Raw genomic sequence first — 19906 nt, 5'->3', positions numbered from 1 at the left:
CGAATAATAATTATGTCAACATTTGGTCGAAGAGAGCAGGGTTATTTAATTTTCCTGTTTTTGCCCTACCCACCCAGCCGAAAAGAAATGGAAACGGGGACGCCCCGTACCCCAGCAGAGAGCTGGCCGCCCTCTGCACTCCTGCTGCCTGTGAAAATTAAACAGCCGTGCGAAGAGGGCATCTTTGCTGCCTTGAGCGCAAAAACCTCATGAAAACTTGTAGGCATTTACTCAGGGGCCCGTGCTTGATAGCTACCACAAAGCTGCACGTGTATCCTTGATCGGGACCTGGACGGAGCTCACGCGAAGCAGCCATTATGGGATATGCCCCAGGGCCGCTGCGCGAAGCCCCTTCATATGGAGCGATAAGCCATTATTCCCACTTAAATGTGCGTATTGCGATCAGCAGAATAATGACGGCCCAGACAGCCAGGATGATGAGCGCGGATGCGGGAAAGGCCGCACCATTCGTCATTGTCGCCTGCAAGGCCTGGGTAAGAGCTGCAGCCGGTAAGATCTGCGCTATTGCCGCCAGCGGCCCTGGTAAGTGGCTGAGAGGCAGAATACCTCCTCCAATCAGGATGAAGAGCAGGAAGAGAGCATTTGCTCCGGCTAGCGTCATTTCTGCACGTAGGCCTCCCGCCATAGCCAGGCCAAGCGAAGCAAATGTGATGGTCCCAAGCGCTATCGCTAGCAGCGCGAGCAGTGGCGAGCCTGCAGGTTTCCAACCGTAGAGGAGCATAGCTACACCGACCAGGATAATAACCTGCAAGGCTTCCAGGATAAGTATGGAGATTACCTTGGCTATAATCAGGCCGCTGCGTGGTAACGGTGAACTGCCTAAGCGTTTTAATACCCCATAGTACCGTTCATATGCTGTTGCGATTCCTAGATTAACCATACCAGCAGCCATAATGGCCAGGGCAAGTATGCCTGGTAAAAGAAAATTAACCGGGCTTCCATTAACGGCGGGCACGATATTGAGTGAGGTAAAGAAGATAAGTAGCATAACTGGAACAATCAAGGTGACCAGGACATTCTCACCGCGCCTGGCAGTGAGGAGCAGTTCAAACTGAATCTGCGTCAGGATCTGGCGTCCAATTGAGGCAGCTTTGCCAGTTTCAGCGTGAGAAGCTGGATGAGTTGTCTGTGTTGCCATGGTTATTCGCGTACCTCCGATCCCGTTAAGCGTAGGAAGAGATCTTCAAGAGAGCCATGTCCTACATGTAGCTCGGAGAGGGTAATATTGTGATCACGCAGCCAGGTAGTAAGCTCAACCAGCACATTGGGTAGCGAACCTTCCTCTTTGGTCTCAATCAAGTAGCTACCAGGGCGTACTTCTTCAGCCTTGCCAATAGATGGAAGCGCGGCCAGCTGGGGACAGTCAAGGCCAGCTGGCGCTACAAAACGGACCACATTAGCATTTTGCACGCCCGTCAGATTGGCCGGTGTATCAAGTGCAATGAGCTTCCCATGATCAATAATTGCTACCCGGTCCGCCAAACGCTCGGCCTCATCCATAAGATGCGTCGTGAGCAGGATGCTCACATTTTGCTGCTTGAGCTCCCGAACAATCTCCCAGGTAGTCAGGCGTGCCTGTGGGTCCATACCTGCGGTAGGCTCGTCAAGGAAAACGAGAGTAGGGTTGCCTATCAACGCGACAGCCAGAGCCAGGCGACGTTTTTGCCCACCAGAGAGCCGGCGGGCCCGTGTTTTGGCTGCTGAGGTGAGTCCCACACGCTCTAACAGCTCATCAATGTTCCGGGGGTTTTCGTAATAGCCGGCAAAGAGGCGCAGGATCTCCCGTGCCGTCAGGGCTGGATAGAGGCCGTCCTGTTGGAGCATAACGCCGATCTGTGGTTTGAGGGTTACTGCCTCGTGTATTGGATCAAGTCCCAGGATACGAATAGTACCCTCGTCGGGGCTGCGATAACCTTCAAGCGTCTCGACAGTCGTCGTTTTACCTGCTCCATTGGGGCCAAGCAAAGCGAAAACTTCGCCCCGCCGTACGCTGAAACTTAAATGATCAACGACTCGATGGGAGCCGTAGCTTTTGCTGAAATTCTCAACGACGATGGCATCATCACCTGCAGCAAGAATATGTGAACCTGCTTGATGCGCCATATTGGCCGTCGTCTGCGTATGTGCAGACATAGGACATTACTCCTTATCTTGTCTTGAGATAGCAATGATAACTTCTGCTGCGAGCAGCAAAACCTTCTTTGGATAAATGGGATCATGACATACAGTACAGCAGTTCTTGTCTGCTGACAAGTCTTAGCGCAAACATGAACAATATCTTTGGATAGACACCAGGCCGGGGAAAAAATGGCCTGGCCTTGCTGACTTTCTTAGTGCGGCTCAGAGAGAAGCGAAATATGCGAAAGATCTGGCTGATCTTTCATACTGGCCAGGCTGGCTGTAAAGCCTTGATACTTCTCCTCATCTTTTTTGGCAGATGATTCGTATCAATTATAGTGAGACTTACAAAGGATAATAGCTAGATTAAGTGAAAAAAAGGTAAAGGCTACTTTAGATAGAAAAAGTCCAGAAGGGAGAAAAGAAGTATGTTTGGTATTCTTTGGGGAGTTGTTGTTGTCCTCTTCGTTTTATGGCTACTTGGGTTTGCTCTGCATATTGCCGGCGGCCTGATACATATATTGCTGGTTGTGGCAGTGTTAGTCTTGTTGTATAACCTGTTCTTTGGTAGCCGCTCGCGACGAACATTGTAATAAAGCACTGCAAGAGTATATTACGCCGCTTTCTGCGCCGGCTGATTTAATTCAGTAGCGAGAGAAGCGGCGTTTTTCTATGTTTTCTACCCCACATTTTCCTCTTAGCTTATCTCCAGTATTTTCCTCTACGGCTCTTAGCGGATCTATTGCCATGTTATGTTAGATTGATAGAATAGATTTGACGTTGCCTGATCGTAGGTGCTACACTATCAGGAAATATTCTAACTTATCGTTTTATTAAAGATAGCATGTTGCTGTGTTTTCCCAGAGTGGTAGTCCAGCACGCACTTTCAGGTGTGCTGGTCGTTTTTTTAAGGAGGATCGCGCGTCATGTCCCTGGTCCATGCCTCTGACGCTTTTTCTGAAAAATTCGCTAAAGAAGGACTTACCTTCGATGATGTGCTTATTATTCCTGCTGAATCTTCCGTATTACCTCGTGATGTTTCAACACAGACCCGCCTGACACGTAATATCTCCATCAATATTCCAATTGTCAGCGCTGCGATGGATACTGTGACGGAAGGAAGATTGGCGATAGCTCTGGCCCGAGAAGGCGGGATTGGTATTATTCACCGTAATTTGTCTATTGAGGAGCAGGCTCAGGAAGTTGATAAGGTCAAGCGTTCCGAATCTGGTATGATTACTGACCCGATCACCCTGGAGCCGACTGCATCCCTTCAAGAAGCCTTGAGAGTGATGCAGCGTTTTCATATCTCGGGTATCCCAATCACCGAGCATGGGAAGCTTGTAGGCATCCTGACGAATCGTGATATCCGCTTTGAAACTGACGTAACGCGACCCATTACCGAGCTAATGACAAGCGACCGTCTGATCACTGTCCCCGTAGGTACCACTCTGGAACAGGCGCGCGAAAGCTTGCATAGATATAAGATTGAGAAGTTGCCAGTAGTCGATGAACATGGCATGCTCAAAGGCCTTATCACCATGAAGGATATTCAGAAGAAGATCCTCTATCCCGATGCAGCTAAAGACGAATACGGGCGTCTGCGCGTGGGCGCCGCTATCGGCGTTGGACCAGACACGGATACACGTTGTGCCGCCTTGATTGAAGAAGGCGTAGATGTGCTGATTGTAGATACCTCGCATGCGCATCAGCGTATGGTTCTGGAGACGGTAGCCCATATTAAAGAGCACTTTGGTAAGCAAGTGCAGATTGTGGCTGGAAACGTTGTTACGGCTGAGGCAACTGAGGCTCTCATCCAGGCTGGCGCTGATGGCGTGAAGATTGGCATAGGACCTGGCTCTATTTGCACAACGCGCGTGATTGCTGGCGTGGGCATGCCGCAAGTCACTGCCATTTATGATTGTGCCTGTGTGGCACATAAGTATCAGGTGCCCATAATTGGCGACGGTGGCATCCAGTACTCGGGCGATATCGCCAAAGCCATTGCGGCCGGTGCCGATACCGTCATGCTTGGCAGCCTGCTGGCTGGCGTGGATGAGAGCCCCGGAGAGCTGATCATTTCACGCGGCGAGCGCTTCAAGGACTATAGAGGAATGGGTTCTATCGGGGCTATGAAGCAGCGCAGCTATAGCAAAGATCGCTACTTCCAGGATACTATGGATGAGGGACATGTGATTGCCGAAGGCATTGAAGCCCGTGTACCTTATAAGGGTATGCTTGGTCCGCTGGTTTATCAACTGGTTGGCGGTCTGCGTCAGTCTATGGGATATGCCGGGGCGGCCACGATTAGGGATATGCAGGAGAATGTGCGCTTCACACGTATCACCAGTGCTGGCTTGCGCGAGAGCCATCCGCACGATGTTATGATCACCAAAGAAGCGCCTAACTACGGAACGAAGAATCGCTAGGAGACATGGCAGGATCTAGTCGTCTGGCTTGACGGGCGGCTAGATTAGCCCAGAGGTCCCATGCGATTGCACCTTAACAGTAACATGCGATAGAATAGCAAAGGTCGTATTCGTTCAATATAGGCGCAAGCGAGAGGTCCCAGAGAGTCAGATAAATCTTGTTGTAAGGCGGAGTCGAATGGATGATTGAGGGCTGTCGGGGTCTATCTGAGTCTGGCTGGATTCGACCAGAGGCTATCGGCTGAAGAATGCTATGAAGAGAGCCTATATGCAGAAAGAGGCAAGAAGAGGGCGTGGCTATGGCCACGGCTCTGCGGAACTGCTCAGGAGTGAGAGCTTTGCCGATGGCTGACTCATCAGAAAGAACCGCTTGCTAACGTTGTCGGCTCACGTTACTCGCGTAAACACAGGAGTGTGTTCCTGGACAAAAGCGCCGCCTTGCAAGAGGATGGCGTATGCTCCCCAGATGTGAACGCTGGGATACCCACTTTGGAGTTTTCTGATGGTTGATCTAAAACAGACGCTAAGTCGTTTCTTGTCTATCCCTGGTGTGCGTCAGGTTATTCTGGTAGGGAGGGAAGGTCTGATGATTGAAGGGCTGACGCGAGATGGCAAGGATGATATGGAGGCAGTGGGGGCTTTGATGACCTCTGGACTGGGCACGGCAGAGGCGCTGGGGCAGGAGATCTCAAGGGGCAGTGTGGTGGGCCTACTCCTGGAATATGAACATGGGTTAGTGAGCGTAGATCCTTTAGGAGACTTCGCCCTGATCGTTACTTTGCTGGAAAATGCCTCGAATATTAGTCGCGTACGCCATATGGTTAGAGCGAGTCGAAATGAAATTCTTGAGGCTCTTGATATAGCGTAGCATAGAGTATGATGGTGGATGCTATCTTAGGCTAGGCGTGTACACGGAGGGCGGCGCGTACATGGAACAACTGACAAATCTTGTCATCTCAGATCGTGAACTTGCCACTATTTCTGCGGTGCTCTTAAAACTGATGAATGATACCAATGCCACTTCTGCTATGCTCATTGATAAAAGTGGTCAGGTGGTTGCTGTGCAGGGGACGGGAATACGCCGGAATGCGACCACCCTGGGAGCATTGTTGGCTGGTGTCTTCTCTTCCTCTCGGGAAGTTGCCAAGTTACTCGATGAGAAGGATTTTCGTAACATCTTTCAACAGGGTGTACAGGAAAATATCTATACTTCTATGGTTGAGGAGCAATGGCTCCTGGTGATTATTTTTGATAGGCTGACTCATATTGGCCTGGTCAAAGTGCTCTCGAAAAAAGCTTCAGATGAGCTGACGCGCGTTCTGGAGCGGGTACGAAACGATACTTCGCGTACTAAATCTTCGGTTCTCAACGTGCAATTTCGTTCTTCCGTCGAGGATACCATTGATCTGCTCTTCCGCGATTAGAGGAATCTGGCGTTTATGGCTCTCATTAAGATTGCAACTCGTGAAATTCATTGCAAGATCGTCTATTATGGCATAGGCTATTGCGGAAAAACGACGAACCTGCAGTATGTGTTCAGGAGCATTCCTTCCAGCGTTCGTGGGAAGCTATTCTCTATTGCCACTGAGACTGACCGTACGCTCTTCTTTGATTTCCTACCACTTAATCTTGGCAGTGTACAGGGCTTCGAAACACGTTTCCATCTGTATACGGTGCCTGGGCAATCCCTCTATGAGGGAACGCGCCGCGCGGTCCTTGATGGCGTGGATGGGGTGGTCTTTGTTGTGGATTCGCAGGCCGATAAGTTTGAGGAAAATAAGCAGAGCTTATGGGAGCTAGAGATGAATCTGCGCCGCTTTGATAAGAATCTGGCGACTTTCCCTCTAGTCATGCAATGGAATAAGCGCGATATGCCAAATGCTCTTCCTGTGCCATTGCTTGAATACCATCTCAATCGTTTTCGCGTGCCCAGTTTTGAGGCCGTGGCCTCTAGTGGTAAGGGCGTATTCGCGACTTTGCGCTCTATAAGTAAGCGCGTCATCGCGCAGCTCTAGTTTTTTCTTATTTTTGTGTCTGGCGAGCATTAGCATGGTGCTATCTCTTATTTTTGTTTTCTACCTATGCTCGATACGGCACATCTGGGTACACAAGAGAGCGAGATACAGATGAGAAGGTGGCCAGTTGATGACGACTGGCCAGCTGATGCGTTTGCTTGTTGCTAGCCTCGCAGCGTGGCAATGAGCCGCTTTGGCTGCAATAAAAGGTCTAAGGCATCAAGGGGATTTTGCACTAAAATATCTGCCGCCTGCCAGGTGCGCGTGGCCAGGCCTTCTTTCCCCAATACGGCTATGCCAAGAACTGCCAGGCGGAGCATAGCACAATCGTTAATGCCGTTGCCAACGGCTACAACGTGGGAAGGGCCGAGCTGCTGTACATATCTCATCTTTTCATCCCCTTTATGGATGGTATGGAGCGGAAAACCAAGCGTTCTCTCCAGACCTGCCTGGTTTCCGTGCGTGCCCGCTGTGAGGAAGTGAAGCGAGATCTGAGGGGCTAGCAGGCTCAGACGATCGGCGACTTCTGGTATTGCTATACCGTCAACGGCCAGGGTACCATTGATGTCAAAAACTGCATGCTGCAGTTCGATGGTTCCTCTTTGGGGAATCTCTATGCGGATTGCCAAGTGTTTCTGTTCCTCCTATTGTTTCTCATCCTAAAGAATACATTAGTTATTTGCTCTTACGCAAGTTTAGGGGCGCCCTCTGTTTTTGGTCCCAAATTTTAGTGCTTGTGTCATTAAGAGGATGTTGGTCGTTATAAGACTATGTGCAGCTGATAAAATTAGATGTCGCGATAAATTGGCGAGCAGGTTGATGCGCTGAGCATTTGATAGTTGTATTGTCTCGACGCTAGCAGCGCGCGCTCTCCTTACTCTTCCCTGCGGCCAGTGCATTGAACCGGAAGTTTGCACATGGCGTTATTAAGTAATGTAATTGTAGTCTTGAAAGGAAGAGGCTTGATTCGTATTCAGCAACCAATTCGACATGGATATCTCTACTTACAACATCTATTTCATATGCTGGGCCAATGGCTGGGATATGTTTTAGAGGGCAATAGGCGCAAAAGTACTATTGCTCCTCTGGATGGCATTCGAGCTATTGCCTGTCTTAGCGTAGTTGCCTATCATCTTACTCTAGTAACGACTCATGATATCGTTTTATGGAAGCCCGACCAGCTCCCTCCCGTGATTAGCGCTCTGGCTTTTGCTGGTGATACGGGGGTCACGCTTTTTTTTCTGCTTTCTGGATTCTTGCTTTTTTTACCATATGCAAAGTCTCTTTTGTTCGATGCTCCCTGGCCTTCGATGCGCTTTTTCTACTTTCGCCGAGCCCTGCGCATTTTGCCTGCCTATTATGTAACACTGTTATTGATGATCTTGCTGGAGCATCACGAGTATCTACAGCGCGATCATCTTGTTCGCCTCGGGCTCTTCTTGACGCTGTTTATGGATTCTTTCCCGCAGACGTATCGCGAGCTAAATGGTCCGTTCTGGTCGCTGGCTGTTGAGTGGCAATTTTATCTCCTGTTGCCCTTTCTAGCGCTGGCTATTGCCTGGATTGTGCGCCGAGGCTCTCTAAAAAGGCGCGTCTGTTTGCTTATGGCTTGCCTGAGCGCTGTGATTGCCTGGGGACTTCTCTCGCGTTACGGGGGCATCTATCTGACTGCGCATCCTGATCAGTCATTTCTTGTTCCGCGCTCTGTATTAAACGTGATTATGCCATTTGTGTATGGCGCACAAGGAAGCGGTTTGCACGGCAAATTTCTTGAGGACTTTGCTGTGGGCATGTTACTAAGTTCTTGCTACACGGTTGCGCGGGCCTTGCCTCCTGAGTCCAGGCTGAATGAGCTCTTGCGGCGCCTCCATCCCTGGCTCTGGGTTGTAGGCCTGCTCTGGCTTCTGGTTATGGCCTGCTGGAAATTTAATCTCGATAATCCACATACCTGGTTAGTGCTAGATCAATTTCCGCCTGTTTATAATTATGTGAGTGAGCTCGGTTTCTCTATCGGGTATGGGCTGTGTATTGCTGCGATCCTCTTCGGCGCTTCCTGGTTACGGGCACCTTTTGAGTGGTCACCCTTGCGCTGGCTGGGGATACTCTCGTACGGCCTCTATATGTGGCATTTGAAGTTGCTTGAATTTTTTACCAGTCATTTTGTTATCTTCTTGCAGGGCTGGTGGAATGCTGCACTCTATAGCCTCTATTGGGGCTGGCTCTTCGTTTTTATTGTGCCGTGCATGTTCCTGCTTTTTGTCCTTGTCGAGAAGCCCTGGGTTGATCTTGGTAATAAGTCACGCGAGCGCGAGCAAAGGTCAGGCTAAAGCAAACAAGCCCTGCATCCTCGGCCTGCTTATGTGCCGGCCTGCCTGGCAGGTTGGTACATAGTTTTTATTACCGACCTTGTGTGGCCGGTACCGGACCAGCGGGAGAACTGACGGCTAGCGGCTGATAGATAACATAGCCATTAAAGGCAAAACGCCGATACTTTTCTGGCTCCTCGGCAACTTTTTTCAAAACAGCGGGGTTTTGGGCATTAGCCTGGAAGACATAGGCTGAGCGGGGATCGGATTTGACCAGCGTATAGTATTGGGCATCGCGGTTATGGCTGGGCTGTAGCGCGTTATCGATGACGCCACAAATAATTTGTTCTTTGCTCTCAAAGGCGATCTTATTGCAGGTCCAGTAGTCTGTATAGATATGGCTTGCGCCTATATGTAACAGGTTCTTGATAAGTTCGTCGTCTTGCTGGTTGGCAAGCCGGGTAGAAGGCAGCTCGCCAAGTGTTAGTACGCTGCCAAGCAGGAACATAATGCTGATAAAGGCCAGGGCAACCAGGCTAATGAACGCCTTAGAGTGTGCCCATATGCTTGCCTGCTTTTTAGCGCTACTTAGCGCGCTCCATAGAGGCCAGATGATCGCTGGAGTTGCAATGAGGAGGCCAATCAGATAGCGTGCGTGAATGCCTGGCCAATCGATGGGGGCGGCGCTAAAAGTATAGAGGTATAAGGCCAGTACCGCGCTACCCAGCAGGAGCAGGCGCGCGCTGTAGCGGGTCAGTGCATGCTTGAGCTCTTGATCCGCTGAGCTCTTATGCCGTTTGCGCCATAGGTGAAAAATAGTGAGGGCGCTCAGAATAATTGAGATGGCTAGAAGCAGCAAGTAACCGGAGCCCCAGATGCTATGTAGGGCTGTGCATGTTGGCGTATGTGGACTTGAGGGACCCAGAAATGCTAGCTCCGTTACCGGGCAAAAGGGATTCCCTGTCATCATGGGTATGCTGATCTGGAAGGTTCCTAGTATTTCTCTGGCGAGGATGTGATAGTTAAGCCCGAGATGAGAGCTTCCCCCATGCTGTAGTAGCCAGAGTGTCGTCAATGAATCCTGACCGGGGGCAGCCTTAAGGTTATAGCTGATTAGGGGGTAAGCGCCTATCGTCAAACCCAACGATATACCCAGGGTAGAAAGCATGCGGAGGAGCTCGCGCCAGCAAAAGAATAGAATCAGCAGGCCAGACATAAGGACAAATGGAATAATGAGCAGATCGCTCCATAATCCCAGCCCTACTACAATGCCCCAGCAAATATAGTAGGCGAGACGCCTGCGCTGTTGAGGCAGGGGCTGTATCGAGTTATATGATAGGGCGAGCCTGGAAGCGAAGAGAAAAGCCAGCGAGCCAAAGAGGATCGTCTCGGGATAACCTCCGATGGCGCTGAGCTCACGAGCGTACATATAGTTTGAGCCGATGCTCAGAAGAAATACAGAGACCAGGGCCAGCCCTTTGGAGTAAAGCGTGCTGGTAAGCAGGTAAGTGCTGACGAGAAAGAGTATAAACATGAGAACGAGGCCAAGCCGTAATGAGAATAGAGAAGCTCCGAAGAGGTGAAAAAGTAGAGCTCCTAGATATGCCTGTAATGCTCCCATGTAATGTTGACCATAGAAAAAGACAGGAGTTTCTCCTCTATATGCGATGTGTAGAGCCATGATACCGATAGTGCCCTCATCGCTGTTCGTCAGGGGCCAACGTTGGCTAATTAGAAGCAAGCGCAATAATGAAGCAAAAATGATGAGCACTAGAGCCGTCAATTCATAGGCGGTAAATTTGATATATTTCATTAAAATAAGTTATTACACATTATTTATAGCTGTGGATGCAATAATGTGCAAGCTCCTTTTTATAGTAAGCGAGATGAATTTTTAGGCGTAGTGGAAGCTGTAAATTGCTGGGCTATAGGCTACACCATTTCATCAGTAGAGTCAAATATTTTGTCTTTAAGTCCTGTTAGAAAAAGATCACCTGGTCTTTCCTCATTGCCAGACAAAACGGATATTAGCTGATGGCATAAAGACGCGCCCTAGCAGGCGGGTTAGTTGCTACGTCGATACTCATGCCAGCCAGGGCCAGAGAGGCGGAGAGCCGTATGGAGCGGGAAAGGCCCTCGTTGTGGACGATCTGTCGTAGCGGTTCGATAGCTGTTTCGTCGTCTATAAGCGTTAAGAGCCAGACGATAGCTTGTCGTTCTGCATGATCGCAGCAGGGCAACATGCGTACGAGTTGGATAATGAAACGAGGTCCAAAGGTGGCAAAGTTGGTGCTGAAGCTTTGCCTTAAATCGCTGCGGGTCAGTGAACTATTGGCGCTAAGTTTTATCAATTCATGGAGCCTATGGTGTAGCTGTTTGCGCGACTCAAGCTCGATGATATTTCCATCGCTTGTTTTGGAAGCGGACCATGACTGCAGAGGTCCGGCGTCCCATTTTTCCATCAATAAAATCCCTTCAGGAGGTAGAAGTGCCTCCTCCACAATAGCGTACTGAATGCTTTAAGAATTATCTACAATCTCCGCGAATATTTCCTGACGAGCTTCGATCATCTGCAGGAGGGCTTGTAAACCTTCTCTGGCTCCCTGACGCTGGGCCTCGCTGAGCGTAGTTGCTGTCGCGAACTCGTCCTCGTCAAGAATCAAGGAATTGCCCTGGGGTGCTACCCAGACATCTAAAAAGAGATCGATTTGTGCTATTCTATCTTGCGAGATAACGGCTGGCTCACCTACATTGCAATACCAGCCTTTACGTGTATTATCAGCGCTTGTAATATCAAAGATATTAAACCAGCGGTCGGCGTAGTAATATTCGGTAAAGGTATCGCCGGGCTCAAACCGGGCGTAGCCTAGATCCTTGGCTGGTAATGTCCAGCCAGCTCGAATGATTATTTCCCGTGGCAGGCGCTTGATAACTTCACCCTGATAGCGAAGCATGGTATTGCCTTGCGGGTCCTGTTTGACAACAGTGATCATTGGACTCTTTTCCCTGGCTTCTCTGATATTGAGGATTCTGGCAAACATGAATAGTGTATCGCAAGTCTGTTCACTATGTCAAAAAAGATCAGAGAGCTCGCCATGGTCTCCTCTGAGCTCTCTGGAAACTATCCTTAACACGTGGATAAGTCAAGCCAGTAAATTGCTGATAACGCTCAAACTCTCCCGTAATGTATTGATATTAACTCGGCCTGCATTATCTATTGCGGAAGCTTCTAAACTGATAAAGCCGTCGAAGGAGTGCTGTTTCAGCTGTGCAAAGAAGCGTGTAAAGTCGATACTACCCTCGCCTGGATGCAGATAACGGCGTTGACCAGTGGCGGTAAACGGTTGTCCATCAAAATCTTTGATGTGTACATGGCGCACGTAGCGCTCGGACCAGAGCCATTCGTGCGTAAAGACCTCTTCAATTTGCTTGTGAGTGGCAAGAAATTCGGTGTCCAGGGCTACCCGGCTCCGCATATCGCAGGCAAGGACGCGCTGTATATTCGTTAGCGGATCGGCCTGCTTGCAAGGAATAGTCTCGATTGCTAGCTCTATATCGTGCTGCCTGGCGATATCAAGGAACTGAGGGAGCGCTTGAAGATCATGCTCTAGATGGGCATCGAACTCGGGCCAGCCCCACAGGTGCAGAACTAGCACTCTGCTGCCAAGGAGACTGCCTAAATAGCAGTTGGCAGCAAGTTCTCGCTCTGCTCGCGCTTGCTGTTCAGTATCCACTTTGCCTGAAAAGATGCCTACATTCTTTTCGGCATGAATGACGGGAAATTGCAGGCCGGATCGCTGCAAATCGGTGGCCACCTGTTCGAGCCGGGGGTACCAGCTGGGATAAAACATTAATTCAAGAGCATCTATCCCAAGTTGTGGCCCGTATTCTAGCACCATCTCATGGCTGGTAAAATCGGGGTAATGGCTGAAGGCCCCTGTAGAGCAGAGTAATTGTACTGTTTTGGACATAAAATTTATATAGCTCCTCAACTAAAATGCTGCAGCAAGAGTCATATGCATGGCGTTGAGTTGATCTGATCGCCGGCCCTCCGGCGTAGAGGGCGCTTGATTGGCTTCTTTATTATAGCATGAATATCTTGGCAATTTGCTGATAAGAGCTGAGGGAACATATAGTAACAGGAAGCTGCAAAAATTTGTTGTATATTTGCATAAGTGGCATTGCTATTATATTTGATCAGATATGGGTAGAAAGTACCTCTATTAATAGAGAAAATAATGGATTTAATTTCATATTTTCTTACCTACTACTGACGTAGGTGCCCGGCAAAAGGAGCCAGAAAGCCTCTACGGATGCAGGCAAGTAGCATATCATAAAAACGACAGGTAGAAGAACAATTTGCTGTAGATGTGCTATACTATATCTGCTATGCTAAGCCTTGATTTTATTTGCCAGCACCCTCAAGTGGTGCAAGAAGCTCTGCGGCGGCGGCGCGATATGCGCAAGTTTGACGACATTGTGCGCCTGGCCGAACAGCGAAGAGGGTTGATCACGCGTAAAGATGGACTTTATGCAGGGCTCAAAGGGCTAAAAGAAACGTTGCGTACAGCCCAGGACGAAAAGCGCCAGGCTCTTAATGCGCAAACGAAGGCCACGATGATTGATATTCGCAAGCTTGAGCTGCAGGTTTCTGATGTCGACACTCATCTAAGATTGCTATTGCTCGACTTTCCTAATCTGCCTCATGAGAGCGTGCAAGATTGCGATGCCGATCGCGAGGTGCAGGTATGGGGAGAGCCGATTACCTATTATTTTGAGCCGCGTGCTCACTGGGAGCTAGGTGAACAATTAGGCATCATTGATGCGGAAAGTGGAGCGCGCATCGCCGGAAGCCGCTTTGTGACCCTGAAGGGGGCAGGTGCGCGGCTAGAGCGAGCCCTGATCTCCTTCATGCTAGATGTGCATACGCGTGAGCACGGCTATACTGAAATTCTACCCCCCTTTCTTGCCAGGCGTTCGGTGATGACGGGAGCAGGACAACTGCCAAAGTTCGAGGAGCAAGCCTATGCCTGCTCTGATGATGAGCTTTATCTCAATCCAACGGCGGAGGTTCCGCTGGTTGGTATGCACAGCAGCTCGATCCTGCTAGGCGACAATTTGCCAATACGCTATGCCTCCTGGACAACTGCTTTTCGGCGTGAAGCGGGCTCGGTCTCGCACCATACGCGCGGCCTGATCCGTTTGCATCAGTTTAATAAAGTTGAGCTGTTCCAGATCGTGACTCCGCAAGATTCGTATTATGCGCTGGAGCAGATGCGCTCACATGCTGAGGCTATTTTGCGTTACCTGGATCTCCCCTATCGCGTGGTAGAGCTGTGTGCTAAGAATTTGCCTTTCTCTGCGGCAAAGACATTTGATATTGAAGTATGGATGCCTTCCCAGCAAGAGTATGTGGAAATCGCCTCTATAAGCAACTGTGAGGCTTTTCAGGCTCGACGGGCTAACATTAAGTATCGACCAGCTAATGGAGCTCGTACCGAGTACGTGCATACGTTAAATGCATCGGGCCTGGCGGTGGGGCGTACTATGGCGGCTTTGCTTGAAGTGTATCAACAGGCCGATGGCACTGTAGTTATCCCAAAGGTCCTACGCCCATTTATGGGAACATCGCTGTTAACTGCAGCTTCTCAATGAGCTTATATGGCCCTGTGAAAGATCTAGAAATACGCCTGTTTAGGATAAAAGTACTTTGTGGGCTATTATTTCCTTTAGCCCCTTCCAAATAGCGAGAGGATATGGTACACTACCGGTGGAAGGATGGCAGAGTGGTCTATTGCGGCTGTCTTGAAAACAGCTGGGTTAACAGCCCCGGGGGTTCGAATCCCTCTCCTTCCGTGCCAAATCTTATGAGGGCTTCCCTATCCACGATTCTGTTCTTCTACTATAATTTACCCTCTAGCTTTATCGTGGAACGTGCCCTCACCTCTAGATGTTGACAGTGCTGTCAACAGCCTGGTAGCTTACAATGAATCTTATGCGATATAGTTGAGATGCGTATTACTATAAATTGTAGTTGGACCCTTGTGCAGGTGCATATCTGTGGGGGATAGAAAGTACGCTCTGCACCAGGGCCGTTTTGGACGGACGGTGAGTTATTGTGTCACTCATAGGTAGGTTAGAGCAACTCAATCTGGCAAGCGTTTTGCAGCGGGTCGAGGCATTTAGCAAGACCGGTTTATTAGTAATTAAGCAAGGGGCACATTGGGTAGAGTTTTATTTTCGTGATGGACGCTTGATGTGCATTGGTCCCGTTCGCACAAATGCCACATTAGGAGAGCGATTGCTGCATGATGGGTTGATTACTCCTCATGCTTTGCAAGAAACTATGCTCACTATTGGAGAGCCGCGGCCCGGCGAGACACGGATGGCCCTGACTTTGATGGATCTAGGGCATGTAGGTCATGAAGAGTTACGCACCTGGTCAACTAATAAGGCGTTGGAAGTTTTGCGTATTATGCTGACCTGGGCGAGTGGCGAGATACACTTTGAGGAAGGTGTGGCCCCCCAGGCTGATCGTTTGCTGGTAGCTCTCTCTGTCTCCTCGCTGCTGACTTTGCTCCCGCAGTCCTCGGGATCGGCTCCTATATCGCAGCCTTTGCAGTCAAGTCCGGCAGTCAGTGAACAGCCAGCACCCCAACGTCCTGCCCCCTCGACCCCTTCGCCTGATATGCCCGATATAGCTAAAATTCCTACCCTGATGAGTGCCTCACAATTCTTTACTGATCCCTCTGCTAAAGCGGCGCCATCAACACCTGAAGCGCTGTCACCTAACCTTAAGGCGCCAGAGCATCCTCAACAGCCGGCTGTACCTGCACAGCCATCTCAGGCTAAAATGCCTGTAGTGTCAAAGAAGATGCCCGCAGTAGCGCCGCAGATGGAGCCGTTGATAACCCCTGATATGAGGCCAGTTTCTGCTCCGCAAGAGGAGTCATTGTTTCTGCCCAATCTGGAAGCAGCTTCTGCCCCTGCACCGAGTACTGGCTCGCTCTCTTTACTGGGAAATGATGCAGGCGATTCTTCTCTGGCTATTTCGTTGCCTGTGCCCGTTAAAGTTCCTATACCGCCAAGGCGTATAGATACTACTTTTATGCGCCCTGATATGCTCCTCATTCCTGCGGATCTTTCGGCGTTCCGGGAGAAAAATCCTCCCGTACAGCTTACCCCTGATCAATGGAGGCTGTTAACGCGCGCGGACGGTCGTACAACACTGCAGGTTGCTTCGCAAGAGCTGTCCATGCTGCCTGAGATCATCTGCCAGGTGGCTGGTGAACTTATTGCAGAAGGTTTAATTCATGTGGCGCAGCCGGCACAGCAGCCAGCTCCTATGCAGGAGCTCTCTCCCGTCTCGCAGGAATATGTAGCTTCGGGTATGAGTATGGGATATGTAACTCCAGGCTATGCGTCTTCGGCGGCGCAGCCATGGTCGATGCCAAATGTATCTCAGCCAGGATTGCCTTTTGAGACGCAATCACAGTGGGGCAATGGTGGCAGTGGTGCTACGTTTGTTCCTGGACGAGGCTGGGTTGCATCTCCTCCGCCGCAGGCCAATAATGGCTCTTTTGCTCCAGTAGGAGGGCGCTAAGTTCTTGTATCTCTAATACGTGGGTTCGGGTTGATCGAGGTTGTTGAACGGAGTTATGTGTGAAGGGGAGCGGATCATCATTTGATCATACACCGCAGGTGGATCAAGCGTGCTGCACGGCTCTAGCCGGCATGATTATCGGGCGTAGCCCGGCCATGCAGGAAGTTGCTAGAATGATACGCCAGGTGGCTGTGTATCCAACAACTACGGTACTACTGCAGGGTGAGAGCGGCACCGGGAAGGATGTGGCGGCCCGGGCAATCCATGAGTTGAGCAATCGGGCTACTTTTCAATTTATTGATATTAATTGTGCAGCACTACCAGATACCCTTCTGGAGACTGAACTGTTTGGGGTGGAAGCAGGAGCCTATACCGATGCGAAAGCTCTACGTGAGGGCTATCTTTTGCGGGCCGATGGCGGTACCCTCTTTCTTGATGAGATCGGTTCAATGCCCCTCGCTTTACAAGCTAAGCTGCTACGCTTTCTGGAAACGCGTAGTTTTCGGCGCGTGGGCGGTATAAAAGAACTCCATGTAGATATACGCGTTATTTCTGCTACGAATGTTGATTTGCAGGCTGCCGTGGCTCGTAGAGTGTTTCGTGACGATCTGTTCTATCGCCTCAAAGTCATTACTATCTATTTACCCCCTCTGCGTGAAAGACCTGAAGATATTGACCCGCTTGTTGAGCACTTCTTACAAATCTGTGGTAATGAAGGTCTGGGACCCTTGCACATCAATGAGGAGGCCCTGGAACTTCTGCGTCACTACCATTGGCCCGGTAATGTACGCGAGCTGCGTAACGTAATTCAGCGCGGCCAGATCTTATGTGAGGGTCATGAGATCACGCCCAAAGATTTGCCGGAGAGCATTCAGAGGACGTGTACACGCGCCCAACAGCGCTTGCAGGAGCTGCAACAACAAATGCATTTGCCAACAGAAGGCGTAGATTTGCTGGATTTCCTGTGTACCATCGAGCGCACTTTTATTCGGGAGGCTCTGGAACTATGCGATGGAAATCAAGTGCAGGCTGCCGCGCTCTTACGAATTTCTCGTGATCAGCTTCGCTATCGTCTGGGCCATCTAACCGATAAGCCTGATGAGTCGTAACGAAGCTGATCGCCTGGCTCAAACCTCGGGCCAGTCAAGCATCATGGCTTTAGCTTGAGCTCCCGGAGCTATAGTGACACCGCCTTCTGGGACAATAACCAGGGCATTGGCGTTAAGCAGGGAGGTCATGATGTGCGATCCCTGATTGCCAGTTGTTCTGGCAATAAAGTGGCCATTGTGCCAGACAACATGCGCTCTGACGTAGTGGCGGCGCATAGCTTTTTCCTGCACGCCATTTTCTACAGTGACGTCGATCTGGGGCTTAAGCAGTTGCGCATGCCCACTCATTTTGCGAATTACCGGACGGCCAAATAGCTCGAAGGTGACAGCGCTGGAGACGGGATTCCCCGGTAGCCCAAGCAGAGGAATGCCTTTAATCTGGCCAAAGGCGACTGGCTTGCCTGGTCGCATGTTAATGCGCCAGAAGTTCATCTTACCTTGCTCTTGCATGATGTCTTTGACAAGATCGAAGTCACCTACGGAGACGCCACCCGACGTCAGGATCAAGTCATATTGGACTGCTTCTGTGAATTTTTCGCGCAGGCTTTCGACTGTATCGCGCGCGACCCCCAGACGATGGGCCTCCGCTCCCGCCGCTCGCACTGCTGCCTCTAGCAGGTAGCTATTGCTATTGCGGATCTTTCCCGGCTGTAGTGGCTCGTGGATGTCTATAACTTCGTCGCCGGTGCCCAGGATGGCTACACGTGGACGGCGTACAACGGGTACTGTGGCGTAGCCAAGGGTGGCCAGTATTCCAATCTCCCAGGGGCCGATAGTTTGCCCACGGGTTAGGACTTTCTGACCGCGACGCATATCTTCTCCGGCCGGGCGAATGTTATTCCCGGGAGCGACTTCTTGCTGAATCTCTACCCATGGGCTATCAGAACTTTCTGTAGAAGTTAATTCTACTTGAATGACACTATCGGCTCCTGGAGGGACCGGTGCGCCTGTCATAATGCGCATGGTTGTGCCTTCCTCGACGGCATGCTCTGCCACATAGCCTGCTGCAATACTGCCGGTAATACGTAGGCGTGGGAGCTTACCATTGTGCGGTTTGCTATCTTTACTCTGTAGAGCAAAACCGTCCATGGCCGAGTTGGCGAAAGGCGGAATATCTTCCTGAGCTACGATATCCTGCGCCAATACCAATCCCTGCACTTCGGGCAAGGGAGCCTGTACAACGTTGAGCGGCTGGATTTCCGCCAGAATTCGATCAAGAGCCTCTTCTACGCTAATCATATGCAAATTTCCTCTTGGCTGAATGCACTGTTCTCCTGCTAGCATACAATAGCAGCGCAACTATGTTTGCTATCTGTGCTTATCCCTGGGCTACAGGGCTTTTTGGCAAGGATCTATCTCGTTATAAGAATATAGTGCAGGGAGGAGGAAAGGGCCATAGCTTAGTGAGCGCGAACTGAGCTGGGAGAAGGAAAGACTAAAAGAAGAGAAGCTTGACATGACCGAAAATAGGTGGTGATGTCAAGCTTCTCAAAAAATAATACCTCGTACGGGATTCGAACCCGTGATCTCCGCCTTGAAAGGGCGATGTCCTAGGCCGCTAGACGAACGAGGCGCGTCTTACAGTGTTGATCTTATTCAGGCCAAATCACGTGTCGACGCCAAGATTGTACTCTATTGCTGACGCATTGTCAAGCAGTTTTTAGTCAACTTCTTGATAGTTTCCTAGAATCGAGGTAAATTCGATTCGGTTGCCAAAGGGATCGCGGCTGAAGAAGCGCGGCCGATGTGGAATAGGGTCTTCCTCGTCGATAGAGCAGCCAGCGGCCTCTAACTTATGCCGGAAGGCATCCAGGTCCTCGACTTCAAGACAAATGTGGCGCCTCTCCTGTGGGTGCGCTGGATGCTCAGAATCGGGGAAGAGATGCAATTCCATCTCGCTATCTCCTGCGCCGAACCAGACGACTTTGTGATGCGCTATAGTTGTTGGGGTTGGCTTTTCCTCCAATCCTAGCACACCGCCATAAAATGCCCGAGCCTGGTCCTGGGCGCCAGGGGGAAACGGCAATGATGTATGCTGTAGACGCGGCTTCTTCATTCTACTCCCTTTCTTTGACCTGCACGTAGCAAATACTGCTGTACTATAGTGCCATTTTTTTCTGCTGACTCTATGTATCTGCGGAGCGGAACTTTATAGGGACCTGCTGCGCAGTTTTGTCTACCATGAATTAAGGGGCTTCTCTCAATTACTTATTCATGAGTAGTGCCAGCTTGTCTTAGTGATAGTACTAAATATACCTATTTTATATCACAATAATGGCATGTATTGCAGACCGCATGCCTGACT

18 protein-coding genes and 2 tRNA genes are annotated in these 19906 nt (G+C 50.2%); 10 read left to right on the top strand and 10 right to left on the bottom strand.

The window, feature by feature from the left end; translation table 11 throughout:
* Window positions 1-373: 373 nt before the first annotated feature.
* Both EPA93_RS21825 and EPA93_RS21820 read right to left on the bottom strand, forming a co-directional pair.
* Window positions 374-1159, bottom strand: coding sequence for an ABC transporter permease (locus EPA93_RS21825; RefSeq protein WP_129889539.1), 786 nt, complete (start codon window positions 1157-1159; stop codon window positions 374-376).
* A gap of 2 nt (window positions 1160-1161) precedes the next feature.
* Entirely contained in the window at window positions 1162-2154 is a 993-nt protein-coding gene (locus tag EPA93_RS21820; RefSeq protein ID WP_129889538.1) for an ABC transporter ATP-binding protein, read from the bottom strand.
* 413 nt (window positions 2155-2567) lie between these two features.
* On the opposite strand from EPA93_RS21820, the gene EPA93_RS21815 reads away from it, so the two are divergent.
* From EPA93_RS21815 to EPA93_RS21795, 5 genes are all read left to right on the top strand, one after another.
* Entirely contained in the window at window positions 2568-2732 is a 165-nt protein-coding gene (locus tag EPA93_RS21815; protein WP_207229621.1) for a lmo0937 family membrane protein, read from the top strand.
* 333 nt (window positions 2733-3065) lie between these two features.
* Window positions 3066-4568 carry an IMP dehydrogenase gene (gene guaB, locus EPA93_RS21810; protein ID WP_129889537.1) on the top strand — a complete coding sequence of 501 codons (1503 nt, stop codon included), beginning with the start codon at window positions 3066-3068 and terminating at the stop codon, window positions 4566-4568.
* A gap of 502 nt (window positions 4569-5070) precedes the next feature.
* Window positions 5071-5436, top strand: a complete 366-nt coding sequence (locus tag EPA93_RS21805) for a roadblock/LC7 domain-containing protein (RefSeq protein WP_129889536.1) — start codon at window positions 5071-5073, stop codon at window positions 5434-5436.
* A 61-nt stretch (window positions 5437-5497) separates the two neighbouring features.
* Complete coding sequence (locus tag EPA93_RS21800; protein ID WP_129889535.1) at window positions 5498-5992, top strand: roadblock/LC7 domain-containing protein; 495 nt, start codon at window positions 5498-5500, stop codon at window positions 5990-5992.
* A 15-nt stretch (window positions 5993-6007) separates the two neighbouring features.
* Window positions 6008-6583, top strand: coding sequence for a GTP-binding protein (locus EPA93_RS21795; RefSeq protein ID WP_129889534.1), 576 nt, complete (start codon window positions 6008-6010; stop codon window positions 6581-6583).
* A gap of 164 nt (window positions 6584-6747) precedes the next feature.
* Here EPA93_RS21795 and EPA93_RS21790 read toward each other — a convergent pair whose 3' ends face one another.
* Window positions 6748-7212 (bottom strand): HAD family hydrolase, encoded by a 465-nt coding sequence (locus EPA93_RS21790; RefSeq protein ID WP_207229620.1) that lies wholly within the window; start codon window positions 7210-7212, stop codon window positions 6748-6750.
* Between the two features lie 333 nt (window positions 7213-7545).
* Here EPA93_RS21790 and EPA93_RS21785 point away from each other — a divergent pair, with 333 nt between their 5' ends.
* Window positions 7546-8910, top strand: coding sequence for an acyltransferase family protein (locus EPA93_RS21785; RefSeq protein WP_165423312.1), 1365 nt, complete (start codon window positions 7546-7548; stop codon window positions 8908-8910).
* 70 nt (window positions 8911-8980) lie between these two features.
* Here the strand turns inward: EPA93_RS21785 and EPA93_RS21780 are convergent, their stop codons facing one another.
* The 4 genes from EPA93_RS21780 to EPA93_RS21765 form a co-directional block, all read right to left on the bottom strand.
* Window positions 8981-10702 (bottom strand): ArnT family glycosyltransferase, encoded by a 1722-nt coding sequence (locus EPA93_RS21780; protein WP_129889532.1) that lies wholly within the window; start codon window positions 10700-10702, stop codon window positions 8981-8983.
* Between the two features lie 214 nt (window positions 10703-10916).
* A complete protein-coding gene (locus EPA93_RS21775) occupies window positions 10917-11351 on the bottom strand; it encodes a HEAT repeat domain-containing protein (protein ID WP_129889531.1) in 435 nt (144 codons plus the stop codon).
* A 57-nt stretch (window positions 11352-11408) separates the two neighbouring features.
* A complete protein-coding gene (locus EPA93_RS21770) occupies window positions 11409-11882 on the bottom strand; it encodes a ribonuclease FAU-1 family protein (protein ID WP_165423311.1) in 474 nt (157 codons plus the stop codon).
* 150 nt (window positions 11883-12032) lie between these two features.
* The gene (locus EPA93_RS21765; protein ID WP_129889529.1) at window positions 12033-12860 is read right to left on the bottom strand and encodes a sugar phosphate isomerase/epimerase family protein; all 828 of its coding nucleotides are present in this window, start codon (window positions 12858-12860) and stop codon (window positions 12033-12035) included.
* A 418-nt stretch (window positions 12861-13278) separates the two neighbouring features.
* Here EPA93_RS21765 and serS point away from each other — a divergent pair, with 418 nt between their 5' ends.
* The 4 genes from serS to EPA93_RS21745 all read left to right on the top strand — a co-directional run bounded on the left by serS (window position 13279) and on the right by EPA93_RS21745 (window position 17601).
* Window positions 13279-14544, top strand: a complete 1266-nt coding sequence (gene serS / locus EPA93_RS21760; RefSeq protein WP_129894609.1) for a serine--tRNA ligase — start codon at window positions 13279-13281, stop codon at window positions 14542-14544.
* A gap of 117 nt (window positions 14545-14661) precedes the next feature.
* Window positions 14662-14745, top strand: a tRNA-Ser gene (locus EPA93_RS21755).
* A gap of 262 nt (window positions 14746-15007) precedes the next feature.
* Window positions 15008-16492, top strand: coding sequence for a DUF4388 domain-containing protein (locus tag EPA93_RS21750; protein ID WP_165423310.1), 1485 nt, complete (start codon window positions 15008-15010; stop codon window positions 16490-16492).
* Window positions 16493-16551: 59 nt separating this feature from the next.
* Complete coding sequence (locus tag EPA93_RS21745; RefSeq protein WP_129889527.1) at window positions 16552-17601, top strand: sigma-54 interaction domain-containing protein; 1050 nt, start codon at window positions 16552-16554, stop codon at window positions 17599-17601.
* 18 nt (window positions 17602-17619) lie between these two features.
* On the opposite strand, the gene EPA93_RS21740 is transcribed toward EPA93_RS21745, so the two are convergent.
* From EPA93_RS21740 to EPA93_RS21730, 3 genes are all read right to left on the bottom strand, one after another.
* Window positions 17620-18840 (bottom strand): molybdopterin molybdotransferase MoeA, encoded by a 1221-nt coding sequence (locus EPA93_RS21740; RefSeq protein ID WP_165423309.1) that lies wholly within the window; start codon window positions 18838-18840, stop codon window positions 17620-17622.
* A 260-nt stretch (window positions 18841-19100) separates the two neighbouring features.
* Window positions 19101-19174 (bottom strand) — tRNA-Glu (locus EPA93_RS21735).
* 87 nt (window positions 19175-19261) lie between these two features.
* Complete coding sequence (locus EPA93_RS21730) at window positions 19262-19657, bottom strand: VOC family protein (protein WP_129889525.1); 396 nt, start codon at window positions 19655-19657, stop codon at window positions 19262-19264.
* Window positions 19658-19906 lie beyond the last annotated feature (249 nt).

Origin of the sequence: Ktedonosporobacter rubrisoli (assembly GCF_004208415.1) — a bacterium.
Classification (GTDB): Bacteria; Chloroflexota; Ktedonobacteria; order Ktedonobacterales; family Ktedonobacteraceae; genus Ktedonosporobacter; species Ktedonosporobacter rubrisoli.
Note: the sequence above shows the minus strand (reverse complement) of the source record. Positions and strands in the feature narration are given on the sequence as shown.

Bases quoted from the DNA above. Each gene is read 5' to 3' on its own strand.
- EPA93_RS21795 (WP_129889534.1), top strand. From the start codon at position 6,008: ATGGCTCTCATTAAGATTGCAACTCGTGAAATTCATTGCAAGATCGTC.
- EPA93_RS21775 (WP_129889531.1), bottom strand. From the start codon at position 11,351: ATGGAAAAATGGGACGCCGGACCTCTGCAGTCATGGTCCGCTTCCAAA.
- EPA93_RS21800 (WP_129889535.1), top strand. From the start codon at position 5,498: ATGGAACAACTGACAAATCTTGTCATCTCAGATCGTGAACTTGCCACT.
- EPA93_RS21825 (WP_129889539.1), bottom strand. From the start codon at position 1,159: ATGGCAACACAGACAACTCATCCAGCTTCTCACGCTGAAACTGGCAAA.
- EPA93_RS21780 (WP_129889532.1), bottom strand. From the start codon at position 10,702: ATGAAATATATCAAATTTACCGCCTATGAATTGACGGCTCTAGTGCTC.
- EPA93_RS21740 (WP_165423309.1), bottom strand. From the start codon at position 18,840: ATGATTAGCGTAGAAGAGGCTCTTGATCGAATTCTGGCGGAAATCCAG.
- guaB (WP_129889537.1), top strand. From the start codon at position 3,066: ATGTCCCTGGTCCATGCCTCTGACGCTTTTTCTGAAAAATTCGCTAAA.
- EPA93_RS21770 (WP_165423311.1), bottom strand. From the start codon at position 11,882: ATGATCACTGTTGTCAAACAGGACCCGCAAGGCAATACCATGCTTCGC.
- EPA93_RS21730 (WP_129889525.1), bottom strand. From the start codon at position 19,657: ATGAAGAAGCCGCGTCTACAGCATACATCATTGCCGTTTCCCCCTGGC.
- EPA93_RS21765 (WP_129889529.1), bottom strand. From the start codon at position 12,860: ATGTCCAAAACAGTACAATTACTCTGCTCTACAGGGGCCTTCAGCCAT.
- EPA93_RS21815 (WP_207229621.1), top strand. From the start codon at position 2,568: ATGTTTGGTATTCTTTGGGGAGTTGTTGTTGTCCTCTTCGTTTTATGG.
- EPA93_RS21820 (WP_129889538.1), bottom strand. From the start codon at position 2,154: ATGTCTGCACATACGCAGACGACGGCCAATATGGCGCATCAAGCAGGT.
- serS (WP_129894609.1), top strand. From the start codon at position 13,279: ATGCTAAGCCTTGATTTTATTTGCCAGCACCCTCAAGTGGTGCAAGAA.
- EPA93_RS21805 (WP_129889536.1), top strand. From the start codon at position 5,071: ATGGTTGATCTAAAACAGACGCTAAGTCGTTTCTTGTCTATCCCTGGT.